The 14,870-nt window shown below is 71.9% G+C and carries 18 protein-coding genes and 1 tRNA gene; 12 read left to right on the top strand and 7 right to left on the bottom strand.

The genetic code is table 11. The features are described 5' to 3' along the window. Positions 1–12 precede the first annotated feature (12 nt). From BLW32_RS26260 to BLW32_RS26250, 3 genes are all read left to right on the top strand, one after another. Positions 13–1,053: an NAD(P)-dependent alcohol dehydrogenase gene (locus BLW32_RS26260; protein ID WP_068742442.1), complete on the top strand. Its 1,041-nt coding sequence runs from the start codon at positions 13–15 to the stop codon at positions 1,051–1,053. A 49-nt stretch (positions 1,054–1,102) separates the two neighbouring features. Beyond that, positions 1,103–1,480: a DUF779 domain-containing protein gene (locus BLW32_RS26255; protein ID WP_068742441.1), complete on the top strand. Its 378-nt coding sequence runs from the start codon at positions 1,103–1,105 to the stop codon at positions 1,478–1,480. A 77-nt stretch (positions 1,481–1,557) separates the two neighbouring features. Then, on the top strand, positions 1,558–1,968 hold the full coding sequence (locus BLW32_RS26250; RefSeq protein WP_068742440.1) for a carboxymuconolactone decarboxylase family protein: 411 nt from the start codon (positions 1,558–1,560) through the stop codon (positions 1,966–1,968). Here the strand turns inward: BLW32_RS26250 and BLW32_RS26245 are convergent. Further along, positions 1,916–2,626: a phosphatase PAP2 family protein gene (locus tag BLW32_RS26245; RefSeq protein WP_068742439.1), complete on the bottom strand. Its 711-nt coding sequence runs from the start codon at positions 2,624–2,626 to the stop codon at positions 1,916–1,918. The genes BLW32_RS26250 and BLW32_RS26245 overlap by 53 nt on opposite strands. Positions 2,627–2,720: 94 nt before the next feature. Here BLW32_RS26245 and BLW32_RS26240 point away from each other — a divergent pair, with 94 nt between their 5' ends. Further along, positions 2,721–3,419: a hypothetical protein gene (locus BLW32_RS26240; protein ID WP_231857419.1), complete on the top strand. Its 699-nt coding sequence runs from the start codon at positions 2,721–2,723 to the stop codon at positions 3,417–3,419. A 1-nt stretch (position 3,420) separates the two neighbouring features. On the opposite strand, the gene BLW32_RS26235 is transcribed toward BLW32_RS26240, so the two are convergent. After that, positions 3,421–4,173, bottom strand: a complete 753-nt coding sequence (locus tag BLW32_RS26235) for an immunity protein CdiI family protein (protein ID WP_068742438.1) — start codon at positions 4,171–4,173, stop codon at positions 3,421–3,423. A gap of 69 nt (positions 4,174–4,242) precedes the next feature. Here BLW32_RS26235 and BLW32_RS26230 point away from each other — a divergent pair, with 69 nt between their 5' ends. Beyond that, the gene (locus BLW32_RS26230) at positions 4,243–4,497 is read left to right on the top strand and encodes an AbrB/MazE/SpoVT family DNA-binding domain-containing protein (RefSeq protein ID WP_068526039.1); all 255 of its coding nucleotides are present in this window, start codon (positions 4,243–4,245) and stop codon (positions 4,495–4,497) included. Then, positions 4,485–4,889: a PIN domain-containing protein gene (locus BLW32_RS26225; protein WP_068742437.1), complete on the top strand. Its 405-nt coding sequence runs from the start codon at positions 4,485–4,487 to the stop codon at positions 4,887–4,889. Before BLW32_RS26230 ends, BLW32_RS26225 begins: the two co-directional genes overlap by 13 nt. A 402-nt stretch (positions 4,890–5,291) precedes the next feature. On the opposite strand, the gene exaC is transcribed toward BLW32_RS26225, so the two are convergent. From exaC to BLW32_RS26210, 3 genes are all read right to left on the bottom strand, one after another. Then, the gene (gene exaC, locus BLW32_RS26220; protein WP_068526037.1) at positions 5,292–6,815 is read right to left on the bottom strand and encodes an acetaldehyde dehydrogenase ExaC; all 1,524 of its coding nucleotides are present in this window, start codon (positions 6,813–6,815) and stop codon (positions 5,292–5,294) included. Positions 6,816–6,916: 101 nt separating this feature from the next. Then, positions 6,917–8,149, bottom strand: a complete 1,233-nt coding sequence (locus tag BLW32_RS26215) for a helix-turn-helix domain-containing protein (RefSeq protein WP_068526036.1) — start codon at positions 8,147–8,149, stop codon at positions 6,917–6,919. Positions 8,150–8,180: 31 nt separating this feature from the next. Then, on the bottom strand, positions 8,181–10,208 hold the full coding sequence (locus tag BLW32_RS26210) for a CocE/NonD family hydrolase (protein WP_068742436.1): 2,028 nt from the start codon (positions 10,206–10,208) through the stop codon (positions 8,181–8,183). A gap of 200 nt (positions 10,209–10,408) precedes the next feature. Between BLW32_RS26210 and BLW32_RS26205 the strand changes: the two genes are divergently transcribed. The 3 genes from BLW32_RS26205 to BLW32_RS26195 all read left to right on the top strand — a co-directional run bounded on the left by BLW32_RS26205 (position 10,409) and on the right by BLW32_RS26195 (position 11,968). Then, positions 10,409–10,849 (top strand): DUF6918 family protein, encoded by a 441-nt coding sequence (locus BLW32_RS26205; RefSeq protein WP_068526034.1) that lies wholly within the window; start codon positions 10,409–10,411, stop codon positions 10,847–10,849. Positions 10,850–10,851: 2 nt separating this feature from the next. After that, a complete protein-coding gene (locus BLW32_RS26200) occupies positions 10,852–11,244 on the top strand; it encodes a RidA family protein (RefSeq protein ID WP_068526033.1) in 393 nt (130 codons plus the stop codon). A 109-nt stretch (positions 11,245–11,353) separates the two neighbouring features. Further along, entirely contained in the window at positions 11,354–11,968 is a 615-nt protein-coding gene (locus BLW32_RS26195) for a putative glycolipid-binding domain-containing protein (RefSeq protein WP_225536096.1), read from the top strand. Here BLW32_RS26195 and BLW32_RS26190 read toward each other — a convergent pair whose 3' ends face one another. Next, the gene (locus BLW32_RS26190; RefSeq protein WP_068627307.1) at positions 11,969–12,928 is read right to left on the bottom strand and encodes a prephenate dehydrogenase; all 960 of its coding nucleotides are present in this window, start codon (positions 12,926–12,928) and stop codon (positions 11,969–11,971) included. A gap of 79 nt (positions 12,929–13,007) precedes the next feature. On the opposite strand from BLW32_RS26190, the gene BLW32_RS26185 reads away from it, so the two are divergent. The 3 genes from BLW32_RS26185 (at position 13,008) to BLW32_RS26175 (ending at position 14,124) form a co-directional block, all read left to right on the top strand. Beyond that, the gene (locus BLW32_RS26185) at positions 13,008–13,526 is read left to right on the top strand and encodes a tRNA adenosine deaminase-associated protein (RefSeq protein ID WP_068526031.1); all 519 of its coding nucleotides are present in this window, start codon (positions 13,008–13,010) and stop codon (positions 13,524–13,526) included. Between the two features lie 29 nt (positions 13,527–13,555). Beyond that, positions 13,556–13,990: a nucleoside deaminase gene (locus BLW32_RS26180; RefSeq protein WP_068526294.1), complete on the top strand. Its 435-nt coding sequence runs from the start codon at positions 13,556–13,558 to the stop codon at positions 13,988–13,990. Positions 13,991–14,036: 46 nt separating this feature from the next. Next, positions 14,037–14,124, top strand: a tRNA-Ser gene (locus BLW32_RS26175). On the opposite strand, the gene BLW32_RS26170 is transcribed toward BLW32_RS26175, so the two are convergent. Continuing rightward, a complete protein-coding gene (locus BLW32_RS26170) occupies positions 14,106–14,789 on the bottom strand; it encodes a DUF2306 domain-containing protein (RefSeq protein ID WP_074850857.1) in 684 nt (227 codons plus the stop codon). The two genes, BLW32_RS26175 and BLW32_RS26170, sit on opposite strands and share 19 nt — an antisense overlap. Positions 14,790–14,870: the final 81 nt, after the last annotated feature.

The following is a 14,870-nucleotide window of genomic DNA, read 5'->3' as shown; positions in this document are numbered from 1 at the left end:
AAAGGGAATCTCATGAAGGCGCTCAAGCTGACCGGGCCCGGCCGGATCGAACTCCAGGACGTCCCGGTGCCCGACATCGGGCCCGACGAGGTGCTCATCAAGGTCGTCGGCGCCGGGCTGTGCCATTCGGACCTGCACATCCTCCACCAGGGCGAGGAGTGGCCGTTCTTCGGCACGACGATGGGCCACGAGACGGCGGGCCTCGTCGACGCGGTGGGCGCCGACGTCCGCGACCTCGCCGTCGGAGAGCCCGTCCTGGTGCGCGCGGTGTGGTCGTGCGGCGAGTGCCGGCCCTGCACGGTCGGGCGAGAGAACGCGTGCTCGGTCAACGGCAGCCGGAACAAGTTCCCCCTGACCCCGGGGATCGGGGCCGACGGCGGCATGGCCGACTACATCAAGGCCCGGCCGGAGCATATCGATCGGCTCGGGGCCGTCGACGTGGCGAGCGCCGCGCCGCTCGCGGACGCGGGACTGACTCCCATGCACGCGATCCGCAGCGTGCGCGATCGCCTCGACGACGGGGCGACCGTCGTGGTGATCGGCATCGGCGGGCTCGGACACATGGCCGTGCAGATCCTGCGTGCGACCACATCGGCCCGGATCATCGCCGTGGATGTCGATGCCGCGCGCCTCGAGGCCGCGCTGCGCAACGGCGCCGACCGCGCGATCCTCTCCGGGCCGGAAGCCGCGTCGGAGATCCTCGCGGAGAGCGACGGCTACGGGGTCGACGCCGTCCTCGACTTCGTGGGCGCCCAGGCCACCGTCGAACTCGCGACCGGCGTGGTCGCTCCGGAGGGGGCGGTCCGCCTCGTCGGACTCGCCGGTGGTTCGTTCCCGTTCAACGCGAGCCTCGAGGGCGAGGTGCTGCCGTGGGGCGCCAACGTCCAGAGGTCGTACGGCGGAACGCCCGCCGATCAGGCCGAGGTGCTGGCACTGGTCGCGGACGGCCGGATCGCGGTGGACGTCGTGATGTATCCGCTCGCGGACGCGCAGCGCGCCTTCGACGACCTCGAGGCCGGGCGAATCACCGGGCGAGCGATTCTCGTTCCCTGACCCCCGGTGACCGTCTCGCGTTACCGTCGAGGGGACGACGGGAGCGGGCATGGACGAGCGGGTGGAATCGACGCAGGCGGCGCGGCAGATGCTGGGCGAGCTGTGGGACGGCAACGGGCCGCTGCTGATCCACCAGAGCGGCGGCTGCTGCGACGGCTCGTCGCCCATGGTCTTCACCGTCGACGAGTTCCGCGTGGGCGACGCCAACGTGCGGCTCGGCACCGTCGAGCTCGGGGACGGGCGCGACGTGCCGATCTGGGTGTCGGACGGCGAGGCGCGGGTGTGGGAGAGTAGCGTCCTCGTGCTGGACCTCGAACCCGGCCGCGCCGCCGGCTTCTCGCTCGAGGGCGCCACGGGGAAGCGCTTCGTCTCGCGGGTCCGGATCACGGGCGCCGACGATGCCGCCTGCCCGGTCCCGCAGTCCTGAGCGAGCGCGACCGGAGGCGCGCGGCTACCGTCGGTCGTGAGGCGTGCGAATGACACGCCGTCGATGGAGGTGAGGCCGTGCCCGAGCAGTACGACATCGACAGCGAGGCATCGATCGCACGCCGGGAGGCCGGCGTGGAGGTGCTCGAGGGCATCGACGGCGCCGAGGCCAGGACGGTGATCGACGGGCTGGCCGAGGTCAACCCCGCGCTCGCACACCACATCGCGGCATGGGGGTTCGGCGACGTCTACGCCCGGCCCGGCCTGAACCCGCGCGACCGGCAGCTGGTGACGCTGGGCATTCTGACCGCGCTCGGCGGGACCGAGAACCAGCTGCGAGTGCACGTGAACACCTCGCTCAACGTGGGTATCACCCGCGAGGAGATCAACGAGGTCCTGCTGCACGCCGCCGTCTACACGGGTTTCCCTCGGGCGATCAACGCGACGCTGGTCGCGCGGGACGTGTTCGCGGAGCGCGACGACGCCTGACGGTGTCGGCCAGCCGGCGGTCCCAGCGCGCCCACGACGCGGGCGGGAGGAGAGCCAGGCCCACGGCGACGCCCGCGATCCCGATCGCGAAACCGGCCGCGGTGTCGGAGAACCAGTGCACGCCCAGGTACAGGCGGCTCGCCGCGACGGCACCGATCACCGCCGCGGGGACGACGAGCGCGAGCAGCCGCCGCCGGGCGGCCCAGCCTGCGGAGACGGCCACCGTCGTGGCCAGGAGCAGGGCGGTCGTGCCCGTGACGTGCCCCGACGGGAAGCCGTAGTCGGTCTCGTTCGCGAGGTGGTCGACGAGCGGTGGGCGCTGTCGGGCGAACGTGTATTTCAGCGCCAGGGTCGCCGCAGACGCGACCGCCGTACTCCCGAGCACGAAGACCGCGGACGCGGCGGACCGTCGCCACGCGAGGAGCGCAGCGACGAACACGCCGAGCGCGATGGTGCCGCCCGGCGAGAAGACGTCAGTGATGAGCCGCATCGCGGTCGTGAGCGCCGTATCGCGGTGCTCGATCATCTCCTCCAGCACCTCGCCGTCGGCCTCGGTGACGGGGCGCCGGCCGACGAGCAGGCCTAGGGCGACGACGGCGCCGACGAGCGCCACCGCGGCGGCCAGGTAGTACCGGCCGCGCCGGTCGAGAGTGGGCATCCGACCAGATTGCCCGCGCGAAAGTCGTTCGCGCAACCCAAGACCGGGTAAAGCGCACCTCATGACCAGGGGTGTCGGGGGTAGCGTGGGCGGGGTGAGGAAGCGACTGAGGCGGGCGCGCGCGGCGCGGCTGCAGCGCGACACCCTGTACGCGGACGTCTCCGAGTGGCAGCCGCCGCTGCCCGAGAAGTACCCCTACCGGTGGGTCGCGATCCGCTCCAACGACGGCACCTACCGTGACCGCCGTTTCGCCGCCAATTGGGACACGGTGCGGCGGATGCTCGACGACGGCCGGCTGGTCGGCGCCATCGTCTACGCCGTGGTCCGTCCCAACTGGGAGGAGACCCTCGCGGTCCACCTGGAGATGCAGGGCGAGGACCGGCCCGACGTGGTGACCATGGCCGACGCCGAGTCCTGGGGCGGGCAGATCGTCGGCGACCATTCCGACGCCTTCAACCGCTTCACGTGGGGCGCCTCCGACTGGCGCGGCGGCGGCGCCGACCCGCGGCCCACCCGCTGCATCGGCTACCTCAACCCCAACGACATCGGCATCTGGCCGACGCTGCCCGACATGCCCTTCGTCGTGCCGTCCTACGGCGCGCTACCCGAGTTCTCCCGGGCACCGGAACTGGGGCGGCGCTTCGCGATCCACCAGTACACCGACGGCAGCGGTTACGGCGGCGGGCTGCCCGAGGGCTACGGCCGCGTGCGGTGTGACATGAACGCCGCCAACGGCCTCGACCCGTGGCAGCTCGGCGATCTGCTCGGCACCACCACGATCCCGGTGGACTGAGTCAGTCGCCGTACGCGCTGTAGACGGTGTCCGGGAGAGTGGGCAGCCAGCCGTCGACCCACGCGCCGGCGTAGGCCCGGTCGCCGCCGGCGATCAGCTCGACGACGTGCCCGGGCAACTCCGCGGCGACGAGGGGCAGCAGCCGCAGGCCGTCGTCGCGGTACCGCTGTGCCGCGGCGTCCGAGCTCCAGCCCGTCTCCCAGTCCAGCTCGCTGTCCCAGATCGCCTGCCACGCCTGCAGTTCGGCCGCGAGGGCCGCGGGCAGGTTCAGGTGCTCGGGCCCGATGTTCCCGTAGGTGGCCCAGAGGGCGGTGCTGCCGTAGTCGCTCATCAGCCGGACCCACCGCTCGGGCGCCTCGTCGAACTGTCGCACGTCGGTGCCCGCGGGGAGCGGCGTCTCGCCCGACGGTGACCACCCCGTCGCCCACCCGCCGGCGTAGCCGCGCTCGGCGATCGGCCAGAGGCTGTACTCGATCACGAAGCCGGGCACCTCGACGACCAGCGCGTCGAGGATCGCGTGCGCCTCACGGGCGTAGTCCGCCTCGGCTTCCGCTGTGCGCCAGCCTTCGCGGCCACCGAGATGGTCGGCCTCCAACAGCGCCTGCCAGGCGGCGATACGGGTGGCGAGTGCCCCGGAGAGGCCGAGGTCCTCAGCGCTCAGCGGGCGCAGCTGATCCACGCCGACGAGCGGGGGCCGATCGACGTCGGGCCACACGTGCAGGACGCGGGCTGGAATGAGCGGACTGTCGGGCATCCGGCCAGGCTACGCGGGTGGTTGTGCGAACGCATCGACATATGGCAGGAGTGATGGTAGGAAAATGGTATGAGAACGACCATCGACGGGGCGGGCCGGATCGTGGTGCCGAAGGCGATCCGGGACGCGATGGGGTTGAGCGCGGGGAGGGCAGTGGACGTGACGTTCGCAGACGGGCGCATCGAGATCGAGGTGGCACCTGTTGAGATCGACATCGTGCCGGGCCACCCGTTTCCGAAGGCCGTACCGCGGGAGCCGATTCCGCCACTGACCGACGAGATGGTCCGTCGGACCCTCGAAGAGGTCCGGCAGTGGCCGCGCTAGCGTGCGACACCAGCGTCCTGCTTCCGTCGTTGCTGTCCTGGCACCATGCGCACACCAGGTGCGCATTCGCGTTGGCGCAGCAGGAGTTCGCGGTGCCCGCGCATGTGCTGATGGAGACCTTCAGCGTGCTCACCAGGCTCCCCGAGAATCGTCTCTCGCCGGTGCAGGCCGCCGCGCTCATCGCAGGCGTCGACGCACCCTTGATCGATCTTCCCGCCGCTGAGCACCGACGGGTGGTGGAGGCCCTGGGGGCGCGCGGAATCGGCGGCGGCGCGACCTACGACGCGCTGGTGGGTGCAACCGCGGCGCACCACGGAATGACACTCCTGACCGCTGACCTGCGGGCGCCGCGCACCTACGAGGCGGTCGGGGCCACCTACCGGACGGTGTGAGGCGGCACCGTCGGGCGGGAACAGCGGACAGCGGATCGCTCAGTCCGATCTTCGGTGCATGTCGGCGAGGGATCGTTGGCGTGTCGTCGCAGGATTGGACCGAAGATCGGCGGGCGGGCGAGCTCCACAGAGCTCATCCGGTTGGAGCGAAGTGGCAGCGAAGGCGGGGTATGCGGATCGCGCATCGATCGGTCCCATGAAACAGCTGGAACCTGCGTGTTCGCGGGTATGCGTGGGACGCATGGCTTGCGTGAGCAACACGACCCCACACGCCGCCGGCGGCCCGCTGCCCTGCCGGCCGGCCGCGCACCGTCGGGCAGGAGCACCCGGACGTGCGAGCGGCGCCGCCCCCGGATGGGGGACGGCGCCGCGGACACCCTCAGGCGTAGCCCGGGCAGGGGATCAGAAGAAGCCCTGCGCACCCGGTGCGTACGAGACCAGCAGGTTCTTGGTCTGCTGGTAGTGATCGAGCATCATCTTGTGGTTCTCACGGCCGATGCCCGAGTCCTTGTAGCCGCCGAACGCCGCGTGCGCCGGGTACTGGTGGTAGGTGTTCGTCCAGACGCGGCCGGCCTGGATGTCGCGGCCAGCGCGGTAGGCGACGTCGCCGTTGCGCGACCACACGCCGGCGCCGAGGCCGTAGCGGGTGTCGTTGGCGATCTCCATCGCGTTGTCGTAGCCGTCGAAGGACGTCACCGCGAGCACCGGGCCGAAGATCTCCTCCTGGAAGATCCGCATGTCGTTCGTGCCGGAGAAGATCGTCGGCTGGATGTAGTAGCCGCCCGACAGATCGCCGCCCAGGTCGGCCGCCTCGCCGCCGGTCACCAGGGTCGCGCCCTCGTTCTTACCGATCTCGATGTACGACAGGATCTTCTCGTGCTGCTCCTTCGAGGCCTGCGCGCCGATCATGGTGTCGGTGTCCAGCGGGTCGCCCTGGATGATCGACTTGGTGCGGATGGAGCCGAGCTCGAGGAACTCGTCGAAGATCGGCTTCTCCAGCAGCGCGCGCGACGGGCAGGTGCAGACCTCGCCCTGGTTGAGCGCGAACATCGTGAAGCCCTCGAGGGCCTTGTCCTGGTAGTCGTCGTTCGCGGCCATGACGTCCTTGAAGAAGACGTTCGGGCTCTTGCCGCCCAGCTCCAGGGTCACGGGGATGAGGTTGTCGGCGGCGTAGCCCGCGATCAGCTTGCCCGTGGTGGTCTCGCCGGTGAAGGCGATCTTGCGGATCCGCTTCGACGAGGCCAGCGGCTTGCCGGCCTCCAGGCCGAAGCCGTTGACGATGTTCACCACGCCCGCGGGCAGCAGGTCGCCGATGAGCGACCACAGGTACAGCACCGACACCGGGGTCTGCTCGGCGGGCTTCAGGACGATCGCGTTGCCGGCGGCCAGCGCGGGCGCCAGCTTCCACACGGCCATGAGGATCGGGAAGTTCCACGGGATGATCTGGCCGACCACGCCGAGCGGCTCGTGGAAGTGGTACGCGACGGTGTTCTCGTCGATCTCCGAGATCCCGCCCTCCTGGGAGCGCAGGCACGACGCGAAGTACCGGAAGTGGTCGATGGCGAGGGGGATGTCCGCATTGAGGGTCTCGCGGATCGGCTTGCCGTTGTCCCAGGACTCGGCGAGGGCGATCGACTCGAGGTTGGCCTCCATGCGATCGGCGATCTTGAGCAGGATCCCCGCGCGGACGGCCGGCGCGGTCTTGCCCCAGGCGGGGGCGGCCGCGTGCGCGGCGTCCAGCGCCAGCTCGATGTCCTCGGCGGTGGACCGCGCCACCTCGCAGAAGCCCTGGCCGGTGACCGGGGTGACGTTCTCGAAGTACTGGCCCTTGACCGGGGCGACCCACTCGCCGCCGATCCAGTTGTCGTAGCGGGACTGGTAGCTCATGAGGGAGCCGGCGGCCCCGGGGCGTGCGTAAACGGTCATGGCGGACCTCCAGATGAGTGGCGTGATGTCAGTCACATTCCACCCTACGCAGTGACCGTTGCAACAACGTTGCAGTCGGTTGCAGCCCTGATCCGCCCAGGTCAGGCCAGGTCGATCGCGATCGCCGCGAGCCGGCCGTCGGCCTCCGCGCGGGCACGCGCATCGCCGTGCGCGCGCAGCACCCGCCAGCCGTGCTCGTCGTCGCGCGCGTCGGGGAGGTCGAGCCACCGTCGCAGCAGGCCCAGATCCCGGCTCGCGAGCACGGCCGACCGGAGGCTGCCCGCCAGCTCGGTGCGCAGCCGCGCGACGCCGGGCGCCCCCGAATTGGGCAGCAGCGGCCCGCGGTAGACCGCGAGGGCGTCCGCGACCCGGCCCGCGCGGATGGCGCGCGCGGCGTCGTCGGCGTCGGAGGCCAGCGCCCCCAGCAGCCGGTAGGGGCGCGAGCCCAGTAGGTCGGCACCCACCGTCTTGCGCAGCCGCGAGACCTCCGCGCGGACGGTCACGACATCGAGGTCGCGCTCGTCGAGCAGCAGCGCCAGGTGGTCGGCGGTCAGGCCCTCGGGGTGCCGCGCGAGCAGCGCGAGGATGTCGGCGTGCCGGCCCGTGAGCGGCACCTCGCCGCCGTCCTTCTCGAGCACCGGGCGGCCGCCCAGCAGCCGCAGCCGCGGGCCGGCCGCGGGGGCGGGCGGGGTCAGCCGCAGGATCGCCAGCTGCCCCTCGACGGCCATCGCCGCGGCCCGCACCAGCGCCAGGGCCTGCGGCGTCGCGACCTCGGGGCCGCCGGTCACGTCGAGCACGCCGATCGGCGCGCGGGTCACCGGGTCGTGCACCGGGACCGCGGTGCAGTTCCACCGGTGCGCCCGCCGCGCGAAGTGCTCCGACCCGGCGATCTGCACCTCCGTGTCGAGCGCCAGCGCGGTGCCGGGTGCGTTGGTCCCCGCCGCGGTCTCGCTCCAGTTCGCGCCCGGGATGAAGTTCATCGCGGCGGCCCGGCGGACGGCGGCACCGTCGCCCTCCACCCACAGCAGAGTTCCGTCCCGGTCGCCCACGGCCACCATCGCGCCGGCGGAGTCGTCCACGAGGAGCCGCCGGATCACCGGCATCACGCCGGACAGGGGGTTCCGGGCGCGCAGGGCGTCGAGCGCGCCGTCGCCCGACGGGGCCTCCCCGTCCGGGTTCACGCCCAGGTCGCGGCTGCGCTGCCAGCTCTCGGCGATGAGGTGCCGCAACTGGGACGCGCGCAGCGCGGACTCGTCGACCGCACCGTCGACGAACATGCTGTGCAGCCGCGCGGCCGCACCCGCGGACGCGACGGCGTGGGAACCGGTCACCATCGTGCTTCCGACGATAGCCCGGAAAGGGCGGTCACCAGCCCGGATCGCCCACGATCTGCAGGCTCACGTAGGACGGCTGCTCGGGACTGAGCAGCACCGTCTGCTTGCCGAACCGGGTCTTCACCAGGTCGGGAACCGTGGCCAGGTAGCGGGGCACGCTGCCGGCGTAGACGTCCACGCGCAGGCGATGCCCCTCCTCGAGCACGGCGTCGGTGGGCACCACGTCGACGTCGAGCTCGATCGTCTCGCCCGCCACCACCTGCTGCTTCGCGGACCAGGTGAGCGGGTGGAAGGCTTCGAGCAGCTCGCCGTCGAGGTCGTAGGTGCTGCGCGCCGGGTCGAGGGCGCGGTTCGAGGCCATGAGGGCGCCGCCGGAGAGGACCGTCGACGTGCCGTCGGGCGCGACGTCGTTGACGGTGACCGTCCAGATCGCCTCCTCGCCCTCGCACTGTGTCACGAGGTGGACGTTGATCGCCCCGCTGAGCTGCACCGGCACACCGGCGGGCGGCGACGTGAAGGAGATCGCGCCGCGCTCCTGCACGCCGGCGTTCTCCAGCGCCGGGACGGCCTTCGTCAGCCCGGCCAGCACCTGCGTCAGGTCGGGCGAAGCGAGGCCGCGTAGGTCGATCCGCGTGGATGCGGACGCGCGCCGGCGCTCCGGGACGGTCGCGAGGCCACCGTCGTACTTGGCGTGCGCCGCCGTGCCCGACGGTGCCGGGGTCGCGTAGAGCCGCCGGGTGCGGGCACCCGCGCGGGGGAAGGACTCGCCCGCGCTCCAGCCGCCGCCCTGCTGCTGCAGCGTGACGGGGCCGTACCGGTCGACGCCGTTGTCGATGCCCTTGAGCCAGCGGTCGTACCAGGCCCGCTCGAGGACGTCGATGCGCGGCGGCGCCTGCGTGCCGCCGAAGCCGGCGCCCATGTCGAAGTGGTAACCGTCGGTGATCACCATCTGCTTGCGGCCCGCGGGCAGGTTGAGCCGCGAGTACATGCGCGGCGTGCTGCGGCCGAAGAGGTCGTGCCACCCGCCGAACAGGAACGTCGGGGCGGTGATCGCCTCGATCTTCGCGTTCCGCTCGGTGAAGTACGGGTTGTCGTTGACGCGGGGATCGCGGCCGGTGAGCACGCCCGTCACCACTGACGAGATCTCCGTCGCCGGCGAGACCAGGCGGCTGTGCAGCCAGCGGAAGACGTTGCCGTTCACGGTGTCGCGGAGCAGCGTGCGCGGGTTGTACAGCCACTTGAGGGCGTTCACGGCGCCGAGCCACAGCGGGATGAACACCGACGGGAGGCCGCCGGTGATGTAGATGTCGCGGACGATGTCCTCGCTGCCCTCGATCGCGAAGACCGCGCCCAGCCCCTCGGGCGCGTGCCCCGCGGCCTGCAACGAGTTGATCGCCGAGTACGACCAGCCACCCATGCCGAGCGTGCCGTCGCACCAGTCCTGCGCACGGGCCCAGCGCAGCACCTCGACGGAGTCCAGCTGCTCGCGCGGGCCGAGGATCTGCCACACGCCGTGCGAGGTCCCGGTGCCCCGGACGTCGACGATCACCTGCACGTAGCCGCTGCGCACGAGTCGGCGGTTGATGCCGAAGCCCTGGAGCAGGCCGCCCGAGAAGTCGACCGTCCCGCCCGTGAGCGCCTTCGAGGCGTTCGTCAGCGCCGGCCCGACGAAGGCGGCGTGCGTGGTCTCGTCGATGGCGTCGACGACCATGCGGTTGTACGGGTTGAGGTTGAGGATCGCGGGGTAGGGGCGCTCGACGGGCACCCCGTCGAGCTCGGCGGGCCGCACGACGGTGGCCCGCAGGACCACCCCGTCGGACATGCGGATGTCGACGTTGCGGTCGATGTGGACCCGCGGGTAGGTGAGCCGGCCGTCGACGGCCTCGCGCCAGGCGAGCGCGTCGGCGCCGCCGGTGGGATCGCCGAGGGGGAGCGTGTGGTCGACGCGCGGGTGGTGCTCGCCGCCCGACGGGGCGGGCAGCGCGGGGCTGCGGTCCCAGAGCGGGATGCGCACGCCGGACAGTCGTGCGTTCGCTCTACCGGATCGGCTGGTCACCATTGCAACCCCTTCCTTCAATCGTCAACCTAGAGCACGGGTGACGAACCTCACAAACCGCGGGTGCGGTTGTTGCAGATCCGATGCAGAACAGTTGCATTCCCGGCAGGTCCCGATCAGCGCGGATGCAGCACCCCACACGCCGCCGGGAGGCCCGATAAGCTCGTTCTCGCAATCGCCCGAGCCACACCCGGAGGTACCCCATGTCGCTGACCACCACGCTCCTCGATCCCGCGCGCCAGCCGGCCGTCGTCGCCGACTTCGCGTCGGTCGTCGAAGCCGAGGTGGGGGACAAGAGCGGGCTGTCCGGCACCGTCATCAAGACCGCGTACTCCGCGGTCAAGAAGGTCTCCCCGAACGTCATCGAGTCGGCGCTGACCAAGCTGCTGCCCGACTTCGCCGCCGCGCTCGACCCCTTCTGGACCGAGTTCCAGGCCCAGGGCCCCGGCGACTTCGGCCAGTTCCTCGCGGCCCGCGGCGACGCCGTCGGCGACGCGCTGCTCGCCGTCACCGACAAGAAGGCCGAGTCCACCAGCCAGCCCGCGCTGCGCAAGGCCTACTCGAGCCTGCGCGGCAAGGCCAAGGAGAACGTCGTCGCGGCGCTGCCCCGCGTCGGCGCGGCCGTCCAGAAGAACGCCGCCTGATCATGGGTGAGGTGCAGCTCCACGGCTCGGACCAGCTGACCACGGCGGTCGAGCACGCGTACAGCGCGACGGTGCCCGCGGGCGCCACCCTGCACGTCGCCGGCGTCGCCCCGCTCGACCAGGGCGGCACCACCGTCGCCCCGGGCGACGTGCAGGGCCAGGTCCGCGCGGCCGTCGCGAACCTCCGGGTGATCCTGGGCGAGCGCGGCGCGCAGCTGTCCGACGTCGCCCGGCTCACGGTCTTCGTCGCCGAGCATCTGCAGGTGGACCTGCAGGTCGCGGGCGAGACGCTGGCCGAGGTCTTCGTGGACCTGCCGCCCGTGTCGATCGTCGGCGTCAGCCGGCTCCGCTACGACGATCAGGTCGTCGAGCTCGAGGCCGTCGCCGCCCTGTAGCGGGCTCGATGGGCACGCCCCGTGTGAGCGGACGCACAGCGGCTCCGCGGGGCGTCCACCGGCCACAGGGGTTCGTTCGCGCCCTATGTGAGGAGTTACCGTAGGGGACGTGAGTACCCCTACATCCGCAGACGCAGTGGCCACCGTGATCACCGGCGCGAGCTGGCCCAGGATCCTCACCTGGCGGTCCGAGGACGGGAACCTCCTCGAGTCGGTGCGCGTGCAGCTCACGGGCGACCGGATCAAGGCCTACGGCCGGATCATCGCGGCCCCGTCGGCCGAGGGCCCGGCCTTCAACGCCTCGTACGACCTGGTCACCGACGACGAGGGCGTCACCAAGCGGCTCTCCGTGCACGCCCTCACCGAGGCCGGCGAGGCGCAGGTGACGATCGCGCGCGACGGCGAGAACCACTGGCTCGTGCAGGGCGCGCAGGGCTCCGAGCGCGGCTTCTTCTCCGGTGCGCTCAGCGTCGACGTGCTCAAGTCCGCGTTCTTCAACGCCCTCACGATCCGACGGTTCGACCTGCAGAGCCACCCCGAGGAGATCGACGTGCCGGTCGTGTACGTCGACCTGCCCAGCCTCGCGGTCAAGGAGACGGTCATCAACTACGACGGTGCCGCCGACGGCATCACGGTGATCTCCCCGATCAGCAGCTCGAAGGTGTCCGTCGACGCCGACGGCTTCATCGTCGACTACCCGGGCCTGTCGAGCCGCGTCGAGTAGTCAGTCGAGTGCCGTGACCACGCCCCCGGCGTGGCCGGCCTCGCGCAGCGCCCGCTGCCACCCCGCCCCGTCGAGCACGGGGGAGAACGGGGTGCGGCGGGCGTTCTCGTACCTCCGGCGCGCCGCGTAGCCGCGCTCGGTGATCGCGCCGACGGTGCCCCGTTCGGCGAGCTCCGCCCGCGCGGCCCGCAGTTCCGCGATGGTGTCGTCGAGCGCGTCGAGGAGTGCCGGGGCGTTCGCCTCGCACATCGCGTTCACCAGCGACGGGGCCGTGCCCGCCACGCGCGTGACGTCGCGGAAGCTGCTCGCGGCCAGCGAGAGGGCCAGCTGCTTCGCGGCCGGGTCGAGCTCGGCGGTGATCGCGACGGCCTCGGCCACCACGTGCACGGAGTGCGAGATCCGCGCGACGGCAGCGTCGTGCTCGGTGGATCCCGCGGGCACGATGGCCGCCCCGCAGTCCAGCCCGACGCTCGCGGCGAGGCGCCAGGCGTCCGCCGGGGTCTCGTCGTCGGCGGTGACCACCCAGGTCGCGCCGTCGAACAGCGCGGCGTCGGTGGCCTCCCAGCCGGAGAAGGCGGTCCCGGCCATCGGGTGGCCGCCCGCGTACCGCCCCGTCAGGCCGGCGGCGGCGACCCGCCGCGCGACGTCGCCCTTGACGCTCACCGCGTCGGTCAGCCAGGCGTTCGGGGCGTGCTCCGCGACGGCGGCGAGCACCCCGTCGAGCGCGGGGACGGGCACCGCGACCACGACGACGTGCCCGCCCTCCTCCGCGCGACGCAGGGTCGCGGCGAGGTCCGACGAGGCGTCGAAGCCGGCGGCTCCGGCGTCGTCGACGGCGGCGGCCGAGCGGTTCCAGCCGTAGGCGGGGCGTCCCGTGCGGCCGAGGGCGCGGAGGATCGATCCGCCGATCAGGCCGAGGCCGAGGACGCACACGGGGACGCCGGAATGAGGTGTGGACACCCCGCTAGCGTTCCACAGCGGTGTGAGGAAGCCGTATGAGACGTGTCGCGGACGCGCGTTTACGGATACGGTTCAACACATGGCCGCAGAGACCTCACCGGAGCGTTACGACGACACCGACGGCTACGCCGTGGCCGTGATCCGCGGGGAGACCGCCTGGACGGTGCACCTGCTCGACCCCGGGGCCCTCGGCAGTATCGCCAAGGCCGAGCAGGAGCTCAAGGCGCTGCGCGCGACCGGCGCCGTGATCGGGCTGCTCAACGTGGACGACGAGTACTTCGTCATCGTGCGGCCCGGCCCGTCGGGCACGCGGCTGTTGCTCTCCGACGCGACCGCCGCCGTCTTCGACGAACTCGCCGTGCAGGCGCTGGATCGGCTCGACGTCGACGTGCCGGACATCGACCCCGAGGAGATCGAGGACACCGACCCGTGGCCCGAGGGCGACCTCGGCATCCTCGGTGATCTCGGCCTCGGCGAGCAGGAGCTGAGCGTGCTGCTCGCCGACCCGGATCTCTACCCCGACGAGCAGCTCCAGGTGATCGCGGAGCGCCTCCGGTTCGACGCCGAGCTGGGCGTGATCCTCGACGCGCTGGGCTAGTGGCGCTGCTGGACGCCGAGCGCACGGCGATGGGCTTCGCGCTCGAGGCCGCGCGGCTCGCGGGCCCCGACGACGTGCCGGTCGGTGCTGCGGTGATCGGGCCCGACGGTGCCGTGCTCGCGCTCGCCGGGAACCGTCGGGAGCAGCTCGGCGACCCGACCGCCCACGCCGAGATCCTCGCGATCCGCGAGGCGGCCGCGACGTTCGGCGACGGCTGGCGGCTCGAGGGCTGCACCCTGGCCGTCACCCTGGAGCCCTGCGCCATGTGCGCCGGGGCGCTGGTCTCGGCCCGCATCGGCCACCTCGTCTTCGGCGCCTTCGAGCCCAAGACCGGCGCGGTCGGCTCGGTGTGGGACGTGGTCCGCGACCCCCGCGTCACCCACCGGGTCACCGTGCGCGGCGGCGTCCGGGAGGCCGAGTGTGCCGCGCTGCTGCACGACTTCTTCCGGCCGCACCGCTCCTGACCTGCCGATTTAACGCCTGAGTCGTCTTCCGGTAAAGTTTCGCGACGGTGGCGTGTCCGAGCGGCCGAAGGTGCAGCACTCGAAATGCTGTGTGCGGTAACCCCGTACCGAGGGTTCAAATCCCTCCGCCACCGCTGAGAGAGACCCTCTCCGACCCCGGTCGGAGGGGGTCTTTCCCGTTCCGGGCCCGGGTGCCCGGCGTGCGGCGCCGCGGGGTTCGCCGCAGCCACCACTCGCAGAAGCCGATCGCGATCAGCCAGCTCGGCCACGCGACGATCGCCGGCCCCCACGAGTCCATGAAGGACTCCGGCACCCCGGCGGCGTCGAGGACGAGGAACGAGATCGGGCCCAGGATCCGGTTGATGATCACCGAGTACATGAGCGCCGCGCTGCGCAGCATCCAGCGACGGTGGGCCGCCACGTCGCCGCCGACGATCGCCCGCACACCGAGCGCCGTGAACAGCAGCATCAGCGAGCCCAGCGTCACGTTGGACGCGGCGTTGACCGGCCCGAACGGCGTCACCGTGCCGATCGCGATGGCCGCGAGCCCGACGGGCAGCGCGCACGCGACGTAGATCCGGCCCGCGATCCAGTGGTACTTCGCGAACCAGCGGCGGCCCAGCTGCACCAGCCCGGCGAGCATCGCGACGGAGCCGAGCAGGATGTGCCCGACGAGCAGCCCGTAGTACCAGTTCGGCTGGTCGTCGAGCGGCACCCGGCTGCCGCCCGTGAGGTATGGGGGAAGGGAGTAGGCGAGGAAGACGAGCACCAGCAGGGCGCCCACCAGCAGTTTCTTCATGCGGGAAACGCTAGGGACGGAGCCCGCGGCGGAGGATCACCCGCGCGGGTGGACCTGCGTAGTCCGCACGGGTGAGGCACC

This window comes from Tsukamurella tyrosinosolvens, from assembly GCF_900104775.1.
Lineage (GTDB): Bacteria > Actinomycetota > Actinomycetes > Mycobacteriales > Mycobacteriaceae > Tsukamurella > Tsukamurella tyrosinosolvens.
The sequence above is the reverse complement of the archived record's forward strand: the minus strand, read 5'-3'. Positions and strand labels throughout refer to the sequence as shown.